Below are 19,091 nucleotides of genomic sequence, written 5' to 3' on the forward strand. Positions count from 1 at the left end.
GTCGTGCGAGGCGCGGGATGCCTGCATAGCGTGGCCGCATGACCACGACCTGCTCAAAGCCGCCCCAGCCGGCCACCGACGACCGGCGGTGGAAGGCGCTCGGGGTCTGTCTCGCGGCCGGCTTCATCTCGCTGCTCGACACCTCGATCGTCAACGTGGCGCTGCCCTCGATGGAGCGCGGCCTGGGCGCCACGGAGGCCGCCCAGGCCTGGGTGGTCTCCGGGTACGCGCTGACCTTCGGGCTGGCACTCGTCCCGGCGGGCCGGCTCGGCGACATGCGCGGACGGCGCCAGGCCTTCCTGATCGGGCTCGCCGTCTTCACGGTGGCCTCGGCGGCCTGCGGGCTCGCGGCGAGTCCCGACCGGCTGGTGGTGTTCCGGCTGATCCAGGGCGCGGCGGCGGGCATGGTCGCGCCGCAGACCTCGGCGCTGATCCAGCAGATGTTCCAGGTCTCCGAACGCGCCAAGGCCTTCGGGCTGCTCGGCAGCGTCATCGGGGTCTCGACGGCGGTCGGCCCGCTGGCGGGCGGTGTGATCATCGACGCCGTCGGCACCGACGACGGCTGGCGCTGGGTGTTCTTCGTCAACCTGCCCATCGGGGTCGCCGCGTTCGCCGCGGGCCTGCGGCTGCTGCCCCGCTGTCCCGCGTCGACGGACCGGCGGGAACGGTTCGACCCGCTCGGGGTGCTGCTCCTCGGCTGCGGCGTGCTCGCGCTGATGCTGCCGCTGGTGCAGGAGCAGCAGTGGACCGGACAGGAGAAGTGGGCACTGCTGCCGGTGGGTGCGGTGCTGCTCGGACTGTTCTGGGTGTGGGAGCGGCGGCAGGGCCGGCTCGGAAAGGCGCCGCTGCTCGATCTGAGCCTGTTCTCGACGCGGTCCTTCACCCTCGGCGCGCTGATCAGCCTGTCCTACTTCGCCGGCTTCACCACGGTCTTCTTCGTCCTCGCCCTGTTCCTGCAGAACGCGGCGGGATACAGCGCCCTGGCGGCCGGAGTCGCGGTGCTGCCGTTCGCGGTCGCCTCGGCGGTCGGTGCCGCCCTGGGCGGCCGGCTGGTGATGCGCCACGGCCGCAAGGTGGTCGTCATGGGCCTCACCGGGGTGACGCTCGGGCTGCTCGGCATCATCGCGGTGGTGCGGCTGGTGCCGTTGGAGAGCTTCGGGTGGGCCGCGGCGGTGCCGATGATCGTCGGCGGCATCGGCTCCGGCATCACGGTCTCCCCCAACACCACGCTCACCCTGACCCGCGTCCCCGTGAAGCGTGCCGGTGCGGCCGGCGGGGTGCTGCAGACCGGCCAGCGCGTCGGCTCGGCGGCCGGGATCGCGGTGGTGGGCTCGGTGTACTTCGCCCACCTCGCGCACCGCGGCCCGGCCACCGAGGCGCTTCAGCTGGGCCTGGTCACCTCCGTCGGGTTCATCCTGGTGGCGCTGGGCCTGGCGGTGGCCGACCTGGGGGAGCGGGCGAAGGCGCCGGAGACACCGAAAGCGCAAGGCATGCCGGAGGCCGAGAGCCTGACACCCTGACCAGGAGGGGCCGGAGCAGCGCCCCCGAAGGGGCGCTGGGGGCACCCCCGGCCGAAGGCTGGGGAGGAACTGCGCGACCGGCCACGACGGCGCCGCAGCCGGCAGACCTCGGCCTTCCGACGGACGCTCAGGCGTCGTGACATTGCGCGGACCCCGGATCACGGAAAGCGATCGGGGCGCGAGGGAGCAGACCGGGAGCGGGTGCGAGGCAGGGTGGCGCCCGTCCGGCCGCGGCTACGAGCGACGGCGGGGCTTGCCGCGCTTCGCGGGCTTGGCGGACTTCGCGCCGGCGGCACGCCCGCGTGCGGTGCGGGCGCCCGGCGTCGCCTTGGCCCCGGCGGCCGGCTTCTGCGCCCGTTTGGCCTTCTCCGGCGCGGCCTGCGCCGCCTTCGTCGGCTTCGAGGCCGGTGCGGCCTGGCGGCCGCGGGTGCTGTTGACCGTGCGGCCGCGGACGATGCCGATGAAGTCGTCGACCATGTCCGTGGTGGCCTCCTCGGGCCAGGACAGGGCGACGGTCGACTCCGGGCCGTCGGTGAGTGGCCGGTAGGTGAGGTCCCGGCGGTGGTACAGCCGGGCCAGGGACTGCGGGACGACCAGGAGCCCCACGCCGGCCGCGACCAGCTCGACGGCGTCCTCGGTGGTCGCGGGGCGCTCGAAGGCGGGCTCGCCGGGCGGGGCGTCCCAGTCGAAGACGTCGTCGAGGGGGTGGAAGAGGACCTCGTCGGCGAGGTCGGCGACGGTGACCTCCTCGGCCGCCGTGATCACGTGGTCCTTGGGGACGAGGACCACGGTGGTCTCGGTGTAGAGGGGGATCGCGCTGAAGAACGTACGGTCCACCGGGAGCCGTACGAGACCGGCGTCCGCGTCGCCCGCACGCAGCAGGCCGGACGCCTCGGCGGCGGGGACCTGGAGGAGGGTGAGGGGGATGCCGGGATGGCGCTCGTTCCAGATCCGAACCCATTTGGCGGGCGTCGCGCCGGGAACGTACGCGAGCCGGAACGACGGTGTTTCCTCCGAGCCTGTCACCAGCCCAGGTTAACGGGGAGCGGACGACCGGCCGGCATCGGCCACGGACGGCCCCCGGCGACGGCCGGGGCGGGCTGCCTCCGGCGGCGGTGCAGGGCCGGCGCCATCGGCCGTGGTCAGGGCTTCCGCGCCCGGCCGATACCCTTGACCTCATGAGTTCGCACCAGACCGCCCAGACGATGAAGCCCGCGACCGCGGCGAAGAAGCTGGGCGTGTACCTGCCCGCCACGCCCGCCGCCTTCCAGGAGGGCGTCGTCTCGCGCGCCGAGCTGGCCGAGCTCCAGAAGAACCCGCCCGAGTGGCTGCGCGAACTGCAGGCCAACGGGCCGCACCCGCGTCCGGTGGTCGCGGCCAAGCTGGGCGTGTCCATCGCCGGACTGGCGCGCGGCGGGGTGACCGAACCGCTCACCACCGAGCAGATCGAGGAGCTCAAGCGCGAACTGCCCGAGTGGCTGGAGAAGGAGCGCGCCACGCAGGCCGAGGTCCGCAAGGAGACCGTGCGGCTGAAGAACCTGAAGCGGGAGAAGGAGTCGGGGCAGAACTGACGCTCCTCCTGCACGACTTCCCACGGCCCCGGCCCAGGCGCCTCCGCCTGCGGACGGGGCCGTCGCCGTACCGGCCGGCTCCCCTCCTGCTCCCCCGCTGAACCGCGGTTTCCCCAGCCCGGCGGGGACCGCGCGAAGCGTTGTCAGTGGTCTCCCCTACAGTCGCCATCACTTGATCACTGGGGTGCGGGGAGGCACGCATGGGGTGGGTGACGGCCGGGGACTACGAAGTGGCCCTGGACGACGGGAAGGTGGTCTGCCGCAACGCGGCGGGGCGGCGGCTGAGGTCCGTGCCCGCGAAGCTGGCGGACGACCCGGCCGTGCTGGGGCTGCGGCAGCTCGCCGAGTGGCTGGAGCGGCACGAACGGCAGTGCCTGGCCGACGTGGAGCGGTGGATGACCCGGTCCCTTCCGGTGCCGCTCGCCGTCCTTGCGCAGGTCTGGCCGGACCCCGCCTGGCAGGCGGCGCTGCGCGACCTGGTGGTCACCGGCGCCGACGGCGAGGTCGCCGGGTTCCTGCGGGACGCCGAGGCCGGGCGCGGGCTCGGCCTGGTCGACCTCGACGGCGACACCGTGCGCATCGCCCCGGAACTGGTCCGGCTGCCGCACCCGGTGCTCCTCGAAGACCTGGCGGAGCTACGGGAGTTCGCCGTCGAGCTCGGCGTCGAGCAGAAGGCCCAGCAGCTCTTCCGAGAGGTCTGGCACCGCCCGGCCGCGCTGGACGCCGAGGGCACCCAGATCGAGGAGTACGCGGGCGGGGTCTTCAAGGAGCTGCGGTTCCTGCACGGCAGGGCCACGCAGTTGGGGTACCGCGTGCGCGGCGGTTACGCGGTGTGCTCCGTGCTGGAGGAGGGCCGCGGGATCGAGGCCCGGGTCTGGATCGGCGACTACGACAGCTACTTCGAGACCGAGACCGGCCCGCTGGCGTGGACCGATACGGCAGGCCGCACGCTGAGGCTGGGGCAGGTCGGGCCGGTCGCCTGGTCGGAGGGGATGCGGATGGCGGCGGCGCTGTACGCGGGGCGGGACATCGAGGACGAGGAGCGGGCGGCATGACCACGTACGACGACACCACCACGCCCGCGCTGCTCGACGCCGGCGCGATCCTGCCCCCGGGCACGACCGCGCGGGAGGACGCCGACGTCCTCACCGCACGCACCTACACGCACCCCGCCCTGGACGGGCGGGCGGTGGTCCGGCTGGTGCCGGGCACCCTCGGCGAGGCCGAGGACCTGGCGCTGGAGTTCCTCGGCCTGACCCGGCGGCCGGAGGCGCCCGAGGTCGGTCAGGTGCGCCGGGAGACCCTGGGCTTCCCGGCCTGGGCGCTGGTGCACGACCCGGCCAACGGCCATCACGCCCTCGCCCTGGTCAAGGACGTCGAGCGGCTGGCCCGGCAGGCCAAGTCCAAGCCGGGCAACGCGAAGGACGGCTTCGAGGCGCTCGGCGAGCGGCTCGGCCGCGCGGTCCCGCACTTCCTGCCGACCTTCTACGAGCAGGCCGCCCGCATCTTCCTCCAGCACGAGAACACGACCTATGCGGCCGCCTTCTTCGGCAAGGCGCGCGAGGCCGAGCGGGTGCACGCCCTGGCCGTGGACGAGGAGCGGCAGCGGGCGGTGTTCCTGGAGTTCGCCTTCGCCGGGGCGCTCACCGTCAAGGCGCTCAAGGAGTACGTGAAGGACCTCGCGCGGCGGCTCGAACCGGCCACCGCCTGGGCGCAGTTCCGGCAGCTGACGGTGGAGCGCTGCGCGGCCGGTATGCCGCCGTACGCCTCGCTGCCGCAGGACGCGCGCGGGCTGATCAAGGCGGCGGGGCTCGACCGGGTCGCCGAGGAGTGCGTGCTCGTCGCCGACCTGCTCGCGTCCCCGGCCGCCGTCCGCGCGCCCGCCTCCTTCTGGAACGCCTACCGGAGTGTGCTGCCGGTCCTCGCCGAGCGGCGGCCGGGGGTCCGGGTACGGCTGCTGGAGATCATGCCGGCCGGACTCGGCCGGACCGTGGAAGATGACGAGTTCTGGCTGACGCTGCTCACGGAGTGCGGGGCGGACCTGCTGCTCACCGAGGACGGCGGCGGGGAGGTCGACGCGGCGGACTGGCTCGGCCGGTGGGCCCAGCACCGCAAGCACGGGGCGGCGTACTCGCACCGCTCCCCCGCGACGCTGGCGCTCGCCGAGCGAATGGCGCCCCGGCTGCGGGCGGGCGGCCGCCCCGTCGACCTGTTCACCGGGCGCTGGCAGGCAGGGGCGGACCTCGATCTGCTGGACCTGTGCGTCGCGGAGGGAATCAGGCTGGCCGTACCCGACGCGGACACCCATGTGCACCTGCCGCTGGCCGGCTGGCTGCGCGACGAGCGGCCCGGACAGCGGGACCTGAAGGCCGTCGCCGCCGAATCCCGTTACCGCGCGCTGCTGTTCGAGGCCGTCGAGGGCCTCGGCCGGGGGCAGGGGCCGGCGGAACTTCCCAAGGTGGCCGCGCATCCGGTGCTCGGCGACGTGCTGCGCGAGTGGCTGCAGGAGGCGACCGCGGAGTTCGCCGCCACCGCCGGACTGCCCGGCGCCGACGCGCAGCTGGAGCGGTTGCGCCCCTTCCGGGCGGTGGTGCAGGAGAGCCCGCAGGCGGTGCGCCGGCTCACCGGGTACGACATCGTCCCGGTCCTCGGCCGTACGCTGCGCGCCGGGATCCTGGACGAACTGGGCTGGCCCGCGCTGGAGGAGGCGCTGGAGCTGCTCGACGCCGAGGTGCGCAGGGACCGGGACGACGCGCTGTCGGTGACCGAGGCGTGGCCCGCGCTGATCCTGGTCCGGGGTCACAAGGCGATCGTCGTCGGCCCCGAGGGGATCCTGCTCACCCACGACCTGCGGCTGCCCGCGGACCTGGACCGCTGGCAGCGCCCCCGGTTCCGGTACGTCGACGGAGAGTTGCTGGTGATGTGGCGGGACGGCTCGAAGCAGTACGGCTACTGGTCGAACCGCCCGTCCGAGGTGGTCGCCCTCGGCGGCGAGCAGATCCCGAGCTGGTGGTCCGGCATGGACGCGGCCAACGCGTCGATCCCGCTGCCCGGCGGCGGCCGGGCCACCGGTGGCCGCACCCTGCACGCCGGGGACACCGTGCTGCCGCCCAGCCGCCCGGTCATCGGCGACGGCACCACGTACTGGCGTCAGGGCAGGCAGGGGCGGCAGTCCCTGTGGCTCGAGTACGACCCGGCGACCGGCGAGCACGGGCGGGCCTCGCTGCCCGCGCTGCTGGCGTCGGCCGTCCGCGAGGACGCCTCGCTGCTGCACGGCTCCTGCGAGGTGCTGCCGCTGCAACCCGGGCTGGAGCACAGCCCGTTCGGCACCGACGGCACGGTCCTCGGGCGATGGGTGCGTGCGGAGGGCGAGGGAGCGGAGGCGCGGACGACCGCGGGTACGCCGGACGGGCGGACGGCGACCCTGCGGGCGGCCCGCAACGGCCGGGTGCCGGGGGTGCCGTTGGGCGCCCTGCGGCTGCCGGGCGGGGCCGAGCCGATCGCCGCGCAGATGTACCAGAGCGTCGCCCTGCACGCGGGCAACGGCACCGAGCTCGGACGGGTTTCCTTCGGCGAGTCCGGCGGGGCGTACGCGGCCGGTACCCGGCTGGTGCCGCCGGTCGCGTTCTGGCACGCGCTGCGCCCCCGCGACGAGCGCGGATCGGCCGTACTGCGCGCCCTGACCGACGACTCGGCCGGTGCGCTGATGCGGGCGACGGCGACGGCGCTGGACGAACGGCAGCAGGCGCTGGCCCGGGCCGGGAAGGACGACAGGGCCAGGGCCGCGGTGCCGAGCACGGCCGAGGTCGCCGTGGCCGCGGTGGTACGGGCGCTGCCCGGGCTGACCGACCGGCGGCTGCTGGCGGGTGTCGCCGCGCTCGTCCAGGCCGCGCTGCGGATCGCCGAGGCGGCCGCGTCCCTTTCCAGGCCCGCGCAGGAGCGGCCGCGGCAGCCCCGGCAGCGGACCGAGGGCATGTTCGCCGACTACTCCCCGGAGCACGGCACGGACCGGACGCTGCACGACGCCACGGCCGGAGTCGTGTCCCTGCAGAGCGCGTGGCACGGCGGCTGGGCCGCGCTCCGCCAGATCCGCGCGGTGAACCACGTGCTGTCCGGCAGGCCGGCCGACGGCAAGCCGCTGCCCGAACACGAGCGGCTCACCGCCGTCGGCGACGGCTGGCTGAGCGACGAGCACACCGTTCCCGGCCTCGGCGCGGTCTGGCCGCCCGTCCTGGGCGCCCTGCGGCCCCTCGCCTACCGCGCCGCCTCGCCGGCCCTGACCGACGTCCAGCGCGAGCCGCTGCTCCTGCTGTTCGAGGCGCTGACCGAGGGACCGCTCGCCGGGCTCGGGACCACGCTGCGCGAAGTCGTGCTGAGCGAGCCGCACGACAAGCAGCAGCGGGTGGGGCAGGTGCTCCGTCGGGACGGCCGTACGGTGGTGGTGCTCGGCTGCCAGAGCGTCGACGGGCAGTCGGGAGCGGTCGAGTGGCTGGCGCTGGACCACGACCCGTCCGGAGCGTTCGGTGCCGTCGGGCCGTTCACGCTGGTCCGGGAGACCCGGTACACCGCCGGGATCCCGGCGGACCGGCTGGCCGAACTGACCACGCTGGTCCGGGAGAAGGGCGCCGCACCCTGGCGCCCCGCGGCCCCCGAGGCACTGGTCACCGCGACGAACGGCGCCCTCGGCCCCCTCCAGGCCACCGTGCTGCTGGCCGGCCACCCGCACGCCCCCGTCGCCGAAGGGCTCGCCACCGTCGGACTGAAGCCCCGGCAGCGGACCTTCGGCGCACAGCTGCTGAACTCGCTGGGCCAGGACGAGCAGCGGGCGCTCCTCGGTGCGCTCCTGCCGGACGACCCGGCCGAGCTGTGGACGACCGGCCCCGCCACCGCCGCCGCGGGCCGACTGTGGACGGAGCGCCTCGGCACCCTGGTGCGCCTGCCGGAGGACCTCAGCACGGATCTCGCCGGCGTGGCCGCCGGGCACGCCGAAGCGGTGCTCAACCCCGCGCGGACCCCCTGGCTCGCCCGCACCACGGTGTTCCGGCCCGACAAGGACGGCGACTTCATGCCTGCCGACCCGTCGGCGGTGCCCGGTTCGTACACGCTGGCCGGAGCCATGGAGAGCCTGGCCGCGCTGGCGTACGTGCTGCCTTACGGGCATGCGCTGCGGGCCGGGCTGGCGGACGGGCTCGGCGCCCTGCGCCGGCGGCTGGCCGATCCCGAGCTGCTGCTCGACCTGGACCTGGAGTGGACGGAGCAGGGCGGCCCGACCTCCGTGCAGCTGCGCAAGGTCTTCGGCCTGCCCGAGGCCGGCGGCGGCGACGCGCACGGGCTGACGAGGGCCGGTGACACGCTGGTGCTGCGTCCCTGGTACGCGGACACGGAGCACGTGCTGCTCCGGCCGGGAGCGCTCGGCGGAGCCGACGACCCCGTCTTCGGGCTCCTGGAGGGGCTGCTCGGCGAGGGGCGGGCGTCCCGGCTGCGGGCCGTCCGGACGATTCTCGGCGAGGATCTCGCCCGGGCCCTCGCGGCCGAGGGCCCGGCCGGATACGCCCAGGACCCCACGGTCTCCGTGCCCGCGCTGGTCGCGGAGGTGACCGAGGCGCACGGTCTCGGCGCGGACGCCGCGGCGCTCTACCTCCAGTTGCTGGCGCTGCCCGATCCCACCGACCGCAACTGCGCGCGCTGGACCGGCTGGAAGCCCGCCCGGACCAAGAAGGCGCGCGCCGAACTGGCGGCGACCGGCCTCGTCGTCGAGGCGAAGCGCCCGCGGGCCGGCCGCACCCTCTTCCTGCCCGGCGGCTGGCGCGATCTCAGGGCTCCGGCTCTGCCGTCGGAGACCTGGAAGGAAGCCCTCTACCCGGTCTCCGACGGCCACCGGACCCTTCCTCTGGTCCCGGTGCCGGAGCTGTTCGCCCGCGCCTGGGAGCGCGTGCGCACCGGGGACGCCCCCGCGTACGAGCAACTGACCACGCGGGCCGGCCGCGGAGGCCGCCGCCGATGACCACGATCCGCACCACCGCCCGAACCTCCTCGAAAGACGACCGCCGATGACCGTCAGCACCGCGCCCCTGCGCCAGATCGTCCCGCCCGAGGACCGGTACGCCACCGAACTGGCCTTCCTCGCCGCGTACGACGCCGGTCCGCGCCCGCCCGCCTGGCGGCTGACGCCCCGGGCCGTCGTCACGTTCGTCATGGGCAGCGGCGGCCAGGCGCTGCGGCTGCCCGACGACGCGGGGGCACCGGACGGGGTGCCGCGCCGGCTTGTCGTGGAGGGCAAGTTCGTCGGCGACCGGGCGCTCGTCGAGCGCTGTGTGGTGACCCTCGCCGGTGAGCGGGGGCTGCTGCTGGTCGGCGAGCCCGGCACCGCCAAGTCGATGTTGTCCGAGCTGCTGTCGGCCGCCGTGTGCGGCACCAGCGGCCTGGTCGTGCAGGGCACCGCCGGCACGACGGAGGACCAGCTCAAGTACGGCTGGAACTACGCCCTGTTGCTCGCCCAGGGCCCGAGCCGCCAGGCGCTCGTGCCCTCGCCCGTCCTCACCGCGATGTCCCGGGGTGCCGTCGCCCGCGTGGAGGAGGTCACCCGCTGCCTCCCCGAGGTGCAGGACTCCCTGGTCTCGTTGCTGTCCGAGCGGCGCATCGCGGTGCCCGAACTGGCCGGCACGGACGACGCGTTGGCGCATGCCGCCCCCGGGTTCACCCTCATCGCCACCGCCAACCTGCGGGACAAGGGGGTCTCCGAGATGTCCGCCGCGCTCAAGCGGCGCTTCAACTTCGAGACCGTGGGCCCGATTCCGGACCTCGACGCCGAGACCGCGCTGGTGCGCGGCCAGGCCCGGGCGTCGGTGGAGCGGGCCGGGGCGCCCTTCCAGGTCGACGACGCGGTCCTCGAAGCGCTGGTCACCGCGTTCCGCGACCTGCGCGAGGGACGGTCGGCGGAGGGCTGGGAGGTGGAGCGCCCGTCCACGGTGATGAGCACGGCGGAAGCGGTGTCGGTGGCGGGCGCGCTGGCCCTGGCTGCGGCCTACTTCCCCGGGGACCGCGACGTCCTCGGCCTGCTCCCGGGCCATCTGCTCGGCGTCGTGCGCAAGGACGATCCCGCCGACGCGGCCCGGCTGCGCGGCTACTGGGACGGTCCGGTACGACGGCGCGCGGAACAGGGCTCGGCGACCTGGCGCACGCTGTGGGACCTGCGCACGGTCCTGGAGGCGTGACGGTCGTGTCCGACTCCCCCGAGGCGGCCCTCGCCGCTCTCACCGACCCGGCGGGGCCTTACCTGATCGGCGTACGGCACCACGCGCCCTCCCTGGCCGCCGCCGTCCCGGCCCTGCTGGACGCGGCGGACCCGGGCGTTCTGCTCGTCGAGCTGCCCGCGGAGCTGCAGGAGTGGCTGCCGTGGCTGGCCCACGAGGAGACCCGGGCCCCGGTCGCCCTCGCCGCGGCACCGGCCGACGGCAGCGGCGGCCCGGCGTTCTATCCGTTCGCCGACTTCTCCCCCGAACTGGCGGCGGTGCGGTGGGCCGCGCGGAACGGTGTGCCGGTGGTCGCCTGCGATCTGCCGCTCGCGGGTCGGGGGTGGCGGGAAGGAGAGCGTGGTCCGCAGGGGCCGGGTCGGCTGTCCGGCGCCCTGCGTTGCCGACTCACCGGCCGGCCGGGCGACGACCTCTGGGACCGGCTGGTCGAGGCCGCCGCGCCCGGCTCGACACCGGAGGCACTGCGGCGGGCCGCGCTGCTGACGGGGTGGGCACTGCGGGCGGAGTCGGCCGTCTCGGAGGTGGACCTGCGGCGGGAGGAGTGGATGCGGTCCCGGCTGGCCGAGGCCACGAAGAACGGTGCGCGGGCAGCCATGGTGGTGGGTGCCTTTCACACACCGGCACTGCTGCGCCCCGTCAGGGGCGCGGGGCTGCATTCGATATGCGGCTGCCGCCGCGTGGGCGCGACCAGCCCCCACCCACCCGCACCCGAATGGACAACCTCCCTCATCCCCTACACCTACGCCCTCCTGGACGAGCGTTCCGGCTACCCGGCCGGAATCCGCGACCCCGAGTGGCAGCACATGGTCCTCGAAGCGGCAGGTGAGCCCGGCGCTTTGACGGACATGCTGACTCGCGCGGCCGTCCGGATCTGCGCCGAACTCCGCGGTCTCGGCCACCCCTCCGGCCCCGCCGACGCCCGCGAGATCACCCGCCTGGCCGGAGACCTCGCCCGCCTCCGCGGCCTCCCCGCCGCGGGCCGCGGCGAGTTGGTCGAGGCCGTCCAGACCGTACTGGCACAGGGTGAGCCCTACGGCAGGGGCCGGGCGGTGGCGAGGGCGATGGAGAACGTCCTGGTCGGCAACCGCGTCGGCCGTCCCGCGCCGAAGGCGCCCCGCAGCGGTCTCGCCCCGGCCGTGGAGGCCGAGCTGAGCGAACTCGGCATGCCCGGCCCCGCGGACGGCGGCACCGCCCGGGACCTCCGGCTCGACCCCCTCCGCTCGGATCTCGACCGGCGCCGCGAACTGCTGCTGCGCCGCCTGACGTTGTGCTCCGTGCCGTACGCCGAGTCCAGACCGGTGACCGGGGCGGGCGGGGCCGACGCGCTCACCTCGCGCTGGGAGGTGCGCTGGACCCCGGCGACCGCCGCGATGCTGACGGCGGCCGGAGTCCGCGGGGTCACCCTGGCCCAGGCGGCCGAGGGCCTGCTGCGCGAGCGGAGCCGCAAGGAGCGGGACGCGGGCGGCCCGACGGCGGCGCAGGTGCTCGACGGCCTGGAGCAGGCGGCGCTCTGCGGCCTGGCGGGCCTGGTCGAGGAGCGGCTCGGCGACACCGCCGAGGTGCTGCCCGACGCCGGTACGCTGCCCGAACTCCTCGCCGGCCTGGCCCTGTTGGACCGGCTGCGGCCCGGTCACATCGCCGGACTGGACACGGACGAGGACCGTACGGCCAGGTCCGGCGCCGTGGCCGGGCTGCTGACGGCGGCCGCGGTGCGCCAGGTCGACGGCCTGACCGGCTCCGAGGACCCGGCCGACGCCCACGCCCTGCTCGAACTCGCGCACCGCGCCGACCTGGCGGGCGGCATCCGGCTCGCCGACGCCCTGGCCCGGCTGGCCGCCGGCGGATCCCCGCTGATGCGGGGTGCCGCCGGGGCCGTCCGCGTACTGCTCGGGCAGGAGGATCCGGGGGCGTTCGGCGACCGGGTCGCCTCCTGGGTGGACGGGGCGGCCGACCCGGAGTCGCGATCGGCGCTCACCGCCCGGCTGACGGGGCTGCTGACGGCCGCCGGGCGGCTGCTGGAGGCGGCGGCACCGGCGTTGGAGCCCCTCGTCGAGCGGGTGTCGGACCTGTCCGACCAGGACTTCCTGGCTCGGTTGCCGGCCCTGCGCGGCGGTTTCGACACGCTGAGCCCGGCCGACCGCGAGCGGCTGCTGTCCGGGGTCGAGGAGCGGCTCGGCGTCGACCGGGTGGCCGACACCGGCGCGGTCGACCCGGCCGCGCTGGCCACCTGGACCCGCGCGGACCTCACCGCCCGCGAATCCCTGCGCACGCTCGGCCTGTTGCCGCCGCCGCGCACGCACCCGGAGTCCGAACCGGACCGGGCCGCGGCGGCCCTGCCGGGCCGTCGGCTGGCCCCCGCCGACCGCTGGCGTCTGCTGCTCGGCCGCCGCGCCGATCAACTCCCCAGGTCGGCACGCGCCTTGGCGACCGCGCTGGACGAACTGTACGGCTGCGGGCGCGGCGAGGGCAGCCGGGGCGACTTCGGCGGCACCGGCGGCGGGCGCGAGGCGTCGTATCCCGGGGTGCGGGAGTGGTCGCAGGAGCTGGCGGCCCTGTTCGGGCCGGGCATCCGGGAGGAGGTGCTGGCGGCGGCCGCCGCGACGGGACGTCAGGACGTGCTGGCCGAGCTGGATCCGGACAGCGTGCGGCCCTCCGTGGACCTGCTGCGGTCGGTGCTGCGGCACGCGGGCGGGCTGCCCGAGGCCCGGCTGGCCGCGCTCCGCCCGCTGGTCCGGCGCCTGGTGGACGCGCTGACCCGGGAGCTGGCGACCCGACTGCGCCCGGCGTTGCACGGTACCGCCCTGCCCCGGCCGAGCAGGCGCCCGGGCGGCGGCCTGGACCTGCCGCGTACGCTGCGGGCCAACCTGGCCACCGCCCGCCGGGCGGCCGACGGCACCGTCCGGGTGATCCCGGAACGCCCGGTCTTCCGGACCCGGGCCCGGCGCGCCGCCGACTGGCGGCTGATCCTGGTCACGGACGTGTCCGGGTCCATGGAGGCGTCGACGATCTGGGCTGCGCTCACCGCCTCGGTGCTGGCCGGGGTGCCGACCCTGTCCACGCACTTCCTCGCGTTCTCCACCGAGGTCATCGACCTCACCGGCCACGTCGACGACCCGCTGTCGCTGCTCCTCGAGGTGAGTGTCGGCGGCGGCACCCATATCGCGGCCGGGCTGAGGCACGCGCGCGAGCTGGTGACCGTGCCGTCCCGCACGCTGGTGGTCGTGGTGAGCGACTTCGAGGAGGGCTATCCGGTCGGCGGGCTGCTCGCCGAGGTCAGGGCGCTGGTCGGGGCGGGCTGTCAGGTCCTGGGCTGCGCGAGCCTCGACGACTCGGGGCGGCCCCGCTACTCCACCGGCATCGCGGGGCAGCTGGTCGGCGCCGGGATGCCGGTCGCAGCCCTCAGCCCGCTCGAACTCGCCCGCTGGGTAGGGGAGAAGATCGCATGAGCACGGAACGGGAACTGCCCGCCGTCGCCCCGGCCGTGACCGCCGAGCTGGTCGCGGCCCTCTCGCCCCGGTTGCGCAAGCGGCTGGACGCGGGCATCGCCAAGCTGGCGGACCGGCCGGTCGCGCGCGACGGCGACACCGTGCGCGTCACCGTCGACGACGAGGGCTCCGAGCTCGAACTGCACGCCCCCGGGGGCGTCGTGGCCGACGCCGCGGCCATCCGCTGCGGCTGCCTGCTGGCCCCGGACTGCCTGCACCGCGCGGCGGCGGCCTCGGCGGCACCGGTGGCCGACGTGGCGGGCACCGCCGAGAACACGGAGAGCACGGGGACTGCGGAGAGCGCACAAGGCGCGCACGACGCCGCGGGCGTGGGGACCGCCGAGCAGGCGGCGCCCCTTTCGGGCGACCGTGCGGCAGCCGTCGTCGACGAGTCGGCGACGCCCCCGCAACGCGCCGCCGCGCACGCCGTTTTCGATGCCGTGGCCGCCGTGCTCGACGCCGGTACGGACGGTTCCGGTGCGGTGCTCCAGGCGGAGTTGCTGCGGGCTGCGCACACCGCGCGCCTCGCGGGTCTGCCCCGGGCGGCCGCGGCGGCGGTCTCCGCGGTCACCGCGTTGCGCGCGGCCCGCGCGGCCGACCCCGCGTTCCGGCTCGCCGAACTCGTCGGCGCCGTGTCGGAGGCTCTGTTCGTGGCCCACCGTGTCCCGTACGCCTCGGGTGCCGAGCTGGCCGGATTGCGCGGCACGGTGCGGCAGCCGTACACACCGGACGGTTCGCTGCGGCTGTACGGCCTGTTCGCGGAGCCGGTGCTCACCGCGAGCGGCTATGCGGGGGCCGTCACCTGGACCGCCGACGCCGGGGGGCGGCTGTACACGGTCTCGGACGTGGCGCCGGGCGGCGCGGGCCGGGCGGTGGGCGCCGCCGACCGTGCCGTACGCGTCGGGGACACGGCGCTCACGCACCGCGAGTTGGCTCGGGCGGGGCTCGCGGTGTCGGGGGCGACGGTGTCCCCGACCGGCCGGCTGGGCGCCGGCGCGGGGGTACGGGCGGTGCGCGCGTCCGGGGCGGAGTGGCGGGCCGAGCCTCTGGACCGGTTGTGGGCGGTACCCGTGGCCGAGCAGGTCGGGCGTGCCCTGAGCGGCGGCCACGATCTGCTCTTCCTGGAGGTGACGCTGGTCGGCGCGGTGCGCGAGGCGACGGGCGACTGTCTGCTGGCCGACTGCGGCGGTGTGCCGTTGCGGCTGACGGCGGCGCACGACCATCCGGCGCTCCCGCACCGCGACAACCTGCGGCTGCTGGCCGCCGCGCGGGGCAGCCGGCTGCGGGTGATCACCCGCCTCGTCGCGGCCCCGCACGCCCGCGCCCAGCTCCTCGCGACCGAGCACCCCACGGGCACCGGGAGCCGTGCCGACCTGGGACTGGACCGGCTCCGGCACGCGGACCTGCCGGCTCCGGCGTCTCCGCCGGCCTTGTCGGGTTCCGCACCGGCTGCGCCGGCCGGCGTGGTGCGCACGCCCGACGAGGCGCCCCTGCACCTGCTGCGCCGCCGGATCGAGCAGGCGGCCTCGGGCGGGCGGCGCGTGCTGGCCTTCCCCGGCGACTCCGCGGCCGACGCCCGCCGTCTGCACCAGCACGGCCTGGGCACGGCCGGCGATATCCTCGACGCGTTGCTCGCCGCGGCCGCGGAACGCTCGCGCGACGCCTTCGGCCGTCTCCTTCCGGCGGACACCGGCCGGTTCGCCCGGGCCTGGCTGACCGCGGCGCGCTACACGGACGAGGTCGACCGGGTGCTCTGTGCGGCCGCCTGGGGCGGATGACCGGGCACGACGACGACCGGATGCGGGCCGCCGCTCCCCCGTGCCGGCGGCCCGTGCGACCGGAGCCGTCCCATCCGGTGCCGGTGCCCGGTTGAAGCATGCGACACCCGGCCGTCGCCTGGGTATGCGTACAACTGCGTAGGTGCACGAGCGGAGAGGAACACGTGGTACAGGGGCTGGACAGGGCCTATGAACGCCTCACCGAACTGGCCGTCGCCGCGCTCAACGAACGCGAGCCCGAACGGCTCTGGCCGCTGCTCGCCGACGCCGTGACCGGCCTGTGCGGCGGGGAGACGCTGATCTACAAACTGGACGACTGGAGCGAGGGGAAGGGCACGCTCGGCCTGTCCCCCGCTGCCGCCGACGCGTTGGACCGGCTCGGCGGCGAGGCGCTGGGGGTGCTGCGATCCGGTTACCCCTTCGCCCACCACTACGCGGCCGGCCTCGGCCGTACTCCGGTGACGGCCCGTCGGCTGGCCGGCCGGGCCTGGCCGGTGAGCGAGACCGCGCGGGTGCTCGGCGACAGCCTGGACCTCGACGAGGTGCTGGCGCTTCCGCTGCCCAACTCGGTCGCACCGATCACGGGCTGCCTGGTCTACCGCTCCGGTGCGGACTTCACCGACGACCACGTGCGGATCGCCGAGCGCGCGCAGCCGCTGCTGGCGGCCGTCGAGCAGCAGCGCCGGCTGCTGGAGCAGTGGCGCCGGTCGGCCGCTGCGCCCGGCGAGGCGGAGGAGAGCGCGGCGGACTGTGCGCTGACGCCCCGGGAGCTCACCGTTCTCCTCCTGCTCACCGACGCCCTGACCGCCGACGCGATCGGCCGCCGGCTGGGCATCTCGGCGCGCACGGTGCACAAGCACGTCGAGAACATCTACCGCAAGCTCGGCACCCGCGACCGCCTCGGCACGGTGCTGCACGCCCAGCGGCTGGGGCTGGTCCCGACGCCCGGTCCGGCCGGGGCCGGAAAGCGGCCGGTGGCCGGGAAACCCGGTGGACATCGTCGTCGTCCGCCCGGCACAGTGACCGCTCGTGACGACCAGTGAGCTGTGGAGCCGGGCCGAGGCCGACCGCTACGACGGCGAGGAGACCGAGATGTCCTCGGCCGCCGTGCTCGGCCCGACCGTCGACTTCCTCGCCGAACTCGCCGGAGACGGCCGGGCCTTGGAGTTCGCCATCGGCACCGGACGGGTCGGTGTCCCGCTCCGGGAGCGCGGGGTGCCGGTGGCGGGCATCGAGTTCTCCGAGCACATGGTGGCGGTCCTGCGGCAGAAGACCGACGAGGAGACACTGCCGGTCGTGGTCGGGGACATGGCCACGGCCACCGTGCCCGGTGAGTTCGCCCTGGTCTTCCTCGTCTACAACACCATCTCGAACCTGCTCACCCAGGACGAGCAGGTCGAGTGCTTCCGCAACGCGGCCCGGCATCTGCGGCCCGGCGGCCGGTTCGTGATCGAACTGGGGGTGCCACCGCTGCGGCTGCTGCCGCCCGGCCAGGTCGCGGTGCCGTTCGACGTCTCCGCGGGGCATCTCGGCTTCGACACCTTCGACCTGACCGAGCAGATCCTCGTCTCGCACCATCTCACCCGCGACGGCGAGGACGGCCGCTACCGCCGGAACGCCTCCCGGCACCGGTACGCGTGGCCCGCGGAGCTGGACCTGATGGCCCGGATCGCGGGCCTCGCGCTGGAGCGCCGGGTGGCCGACTGGGACGGCTCGCCGTTCACCCAGGACTCCACGAAGCACATCTCGGTGTGGCGCAAACCGGAGTGACCGGCCCGGACACCGGTCAGCCGCTCACCGGCGTCCACTGGATCCGGGTACTGCACAGGGAGACCACGACAGCCGCCGCGGCGACGACTCCGAGGCCCCACACCAGGCTGCTGGAACTCGCCACGAAGCCGATGAGCGGCGGCCCGGCCAGCAGGCCCGTCGTGCCCATGGCCGCGACCAGGGCCAGCGCCTCCGAGCCCTGTTTCGCCGCGGCGACGTAGACGCAGGGGGTCACCGCCGCACAGCCCAGTCCGACGCAGGCGAACCCGACGAGCGCCGCCGCCACTCCCCCGCTCAGCAGGGCGAAGGCCAGCCCGGCGGCGGCCAGGGCGCTGCCGAACAGCACGACACGGCCGTCGCCCCAGCGGCTGCGCCAGCCGTCCGCGAAGAGCCGGGCCAGGACCATCATGCCGGAGAACACGGCGATGCCCATCGGCGCCAACTCCGCGGTCGCCTTGGCGACTTCCCGCAGGTAGAGGGCGGACCAGTCGTTCATGGCGCCCTCGGTCACGGTGCCGAAGGCCATGGCGCAGCACATCCAGAGCGTGACCCGGGACGGCAGGCTCCATCCGGTACGGCTCGTGCTCTCCTTGTCCTTGTCCTTGTCCTTCTCCGCCGCGGGAGTCTCGTCCTCGAGCAGACCGGGGCGCGCCAGGGCCACCAGGAGCACGAGGACGACCGCGGCCACGCCGAAGTGCGCCGCGACCGAGGAGGTGGCCGCGTTCATGCCGGAGGCGAGCAGCGCGGCGAGCAGGGAGCCGGCGCTGAACGTCGCGTGCAGGCGGGCCATGGTGTTGCGTGTGTACCGGGTCTCCAGGGCCGTTCCCTGTGCGTTCATGGCCACGTTCAGGCACCCGACGAACACGCCGTCGGCCACCATGACCAGCAGGGCGACCGGATAGTCCGGGGCGAGCGCGAGTGCCAGGAGCAGCAGGGTCAGGCAGAGGGCCGACAGCAGTGCCAGCCGTGCCGAGCCCAGCCGTCTCATGAGCACCGGCACCAGGGGGAACGACGCCACGGCGCCGATACCGGCCGCCATCAGCAGCACCCCCACCTCGGCCGCGGTCAGCCCGAGGTCCGCCTTGACGGCGGGGATCCTGGAGGCCCAGGTGGCGTACTGGAAGCCGAGGGAACAGAACAGCGCGGCGATCGCCACCTGGCTGCGCTGGAAGGGATCACGGGCAGGGAACACGCGCATCAACTCGCTTCGTCGACTCGGCCGTCGTACGGGACATGTAGACGGCGTTCGCGCCGTATCCGTCCGGGGAGATCCCGGGGTGGACGGTGAATCCGCGTGCCGACCAGAACGGTTCGCTGCGGCCGACGGCGATCAGCGAGATGCGTTCGAATCCGCGGGCGGCCGCGGTCCACGTGAGGTGGTTCAGGAGACGCCGTCCCAGCCCCCTGCCGCGCAGCCGTTCCACCACGACGAGGTCGTGCAGGTGCAGGTTGCGTGGCGGGAGGGAGGGGAACGCGGGCTGCTCCGCCCGTTCGAGGTCGGGGTATCCGAAGGACGGGTAGGGCAGTGCCAGCACGTAGCCGGCCGGGCGGGGGCCGACGTCCAGGACGAAACACGTCTCCGGCGAGGCGTCCGCCCTGGACCGCAGGGCGGCACGCCCCTCCGAGAGGCCGAGTTCCGCGTAGGCCCGGGCTTCCATCGCGGTGATGGCGTCCCAGTCCGCCTCGGTGATGGGGCGTATGCGTACGCCGTCGC

At 75.2% G+C, this 19,091-nt stretch carries 12 protein-coding genes; 9 read left to right on the forward strand and 3 right to left on the reverse strand.

Translation table 11 applies throughout. From position 1 onward, the window contains the following. The first annotated feature begins 38 nt into the window (after positions 1 to 38). Positions 39 to 1,520: an MFS transporter gene (locus ACZ4UV_RS24120; protein ID WP_467840532.1), complete on the forward strand. Its 1,482-nt coding sequence runs from the start codon at positions 39 to 41 to the stop codon at positions 1,518 to 1,520. Positions 1,521 to 1,754: 234 nt separating this feature from the next. Here the strand turns inward: ACZ4UV_RS24120 and ACZ4UV_RS24125 are convergent, their stop codons facing one another. Further along, positions 1,755 to 2,546 carry a LysR family substrate-binding domain-containing protein gene (locus ACZ4UV_RS24125; protein ID WP_467840535.1) on the reverse strand — a complete coding sequence of 264 codons (792 nt, stop codon included), beginning with the start codon at positions 2,544 to 2,546 and terminating at the stop codon, positions 1,755 to 1,757. Positions 2,547 to 2,698: 152 nt separating this feature from the next. On the opposite strand from ACZ4UV_RS24125, the gene ACZ4UV_RS24130 reads away from it, so the two are divergent. The 8 genes from ACZ4UV_RS24130 (at position 2,699) to ACZ4UV_RS24165 (ending at position 17,377) form a co-directional block, all read left to right on the forward strand. Beyond that, the gene (locus tag ACZ4UV_RS24130) at positions 2,699 to 3,091 is read left to right on the forward strand and encodes a DUF5997 family protein (protein ID WP_451016417.1); all 393 of its coding nucleotides are present in this window, start codon (positions 2,699 to 2,701) and stop codon (positions 3,089 to 3,091) included. A 200-nt stretch (positions 3,092 to 3,291) separates the two neighbouring features. Beyond that, a complete protein-coding gene (locus ACZ4UV_RS24135; RefSeq protein ID WP_451016418.1) occupies positions 3,292 to 4,146 on the forward strand; it encodes a DUF4132 domain-containing protein in 855 nt (284 codons plus the stop codon). Beyond that, complete coding sequence (locus ACZ4UV_RS24140) at positions 4,143 to 9,095, forward strand: hypothetical protein (protein ID WP_467840540.1); 4,953 nt, start codon at positions 4,143 to 4,145, stop codon at positions 9,093 to 9,095. The genes ACZ4UV_RS24135 and ACZ4UV_RS24140 overlap by 4 nt, the downstream gene beginning before the upstream one ends. Positions 9,096 to 9,141: 46 nt before the next feature. Then, a complete protein-coding gene (locus ACZ4UV_RS24145; protein WP_390048454.1) occupies positions 9,142 to 10,305 on the forward strand; it encodes an ATP-binding protein in 1,164 nt (387 codons plus the stop codon). A 5-nt stretch (positions 10,306 to 10,310) separates the two neighbouring features. Beyond that, entirely contained in the window at positions 10,311 to 13,790 is a 3,480-nt protein-coding gene (locus tag ACZ4UV_RS24150; RefSeq protein ID WP_467840544.1) for a vWA domain-containing protein, read from the forward strand. Beyond that, on the forward strand, positions 13,787 to 15,607 hold the full coding sequence (locus tag ACZ4UV_RS24155) for a hypothetical protein (protein ID WP_467840547.1): 1,821 nt from the start codon (positions 13,787 to 13,789) through the stop codon (positions 15,605 to 15,607). Before ACZ4UV_RS24150 ends, ACZ4UV_RS24155 begins: the two co-directional genes overlap by 4 nt. 164 nt (positions 15,608 to 15,771) lie before the next feature. Then, the gene (locus ACZ4UV_RS24160; protein WP_451016422.1) at positions 15,772 to 16,650 is read left to right on the forward strand and encodes a helix-turn-helix transcriptional regulator; all 879 of its coding nucleotides are present in this window, start codon (positions 15,772 to 15,774) and stop codon (positions 16,648 to 16,650) included. Then, on the forward strand, positions 16,637 to 17,377 hold the full coding sequence (locus tag ACZ4UV_RS24165; protein ID WP_390048446.1) for a class I SAM-dependent DNA methyltransferase: 741 nt from the start codon (positions 16,637 to 16,639) through the stop codon (positions 17,375 to 17,377). Before ACZ4UV_RS24160 ends, ACZ4UV_RS24165 begins: the two co-directional genes overlap by 14 nt. A 16-nt stretch (positions 17,378 to 17,393) precedes the next feature. On the opposite strand, the gene ACZ4UV_RS24170 is transcribed toward ACZ4UV_RS24165, so the two are convergent. Next, entirely contained in the window at positions 17,394 to 18,575 is a 1,182-nt protein-coding gene (locus ACZ4UV_RS24170; RefSeq protein ID WP_451016423.1) for an MFS transporter, read from the reverse strand. Continuing rightward, entirely contained in the window at positions 18,553 to 19,035 is a 483-nt protein-coding gene (locus tag ACZ4UV_RS24175) for a GNAT family N-acetyltransferase (RefSeq protein ID WP_451016435.1), read from the reverse strand. The genes ACZ4UV_RS24170 and ACZ4UV_RS24175 overlap by 23 nt, the downstream gene beginning before the upstream one ends. Between the last annotated feature and the right edge of the window lie 56 nt (positions 19,036 to 19,091).

The sequence above is a fragment of the Streptomyces sp. NPDC028289 genome (assembly GCF_055565975.1).

Coding starts and splice junctions, on each gene's coding strand:
- ACZ4UV_RS24120 (WP_467840532.1), top strand. CDS start 39: ATGACCACGACCTGCTCAAAGCCGCCCCAGCCGGCCACCGACGACCGG.
- ACZ4UV_RS24130 (WP_451016417.1), top strand. CDS start 2,699: ATGAGTTCGCACCAGACCGCCCAGACGATGAAGCCCGCGACCGCGGCG.
- ACZ4UV_RS24135 (WP_451016418.1), top strand. CDS start 3,292: ATGGGGTGGGTGACGGCCGGGGACTACGAAGTGGCCCTGGACGACGGG.
- ACZ4UV_RS24140 (WP_467840540.1), top strand. CDS start 4,143: ATGACCACGTACGACGACACCACCACGCCCGCGCTGCTCGACGCCGGC.
- ACZ4UV_RS24145 (WP_390048454.1), top strand. CDS start 9,142: ATGACCGTCAGCACCGCGCCCCTGCGCCAGATCGTCCCGCCCGAGGAC.
- ACZ4UV_RS24155 (WP_467840547.1), top strand. CDS start 13,787: ATGAGCACGGAACGGGAACTGCCCGCCGTCGCCCCGGCCGTGACCGCC.
- ACZ4UV_RS24170 (WP_451016423.1), bottom strand. CDS start 18,575: ATGCGCGTGTTCCCTGCCCGTGATCCCTTCCAGCGCAGCCAGGTGGCG.
- ACZ4UV_RS24175 (WP_451016435.1), bottom strand. CDS start 19,035: ATGGAAGCCCGGGCCTACGCGGAACTCGGCCTCTCGGAGGGGCGTGCC.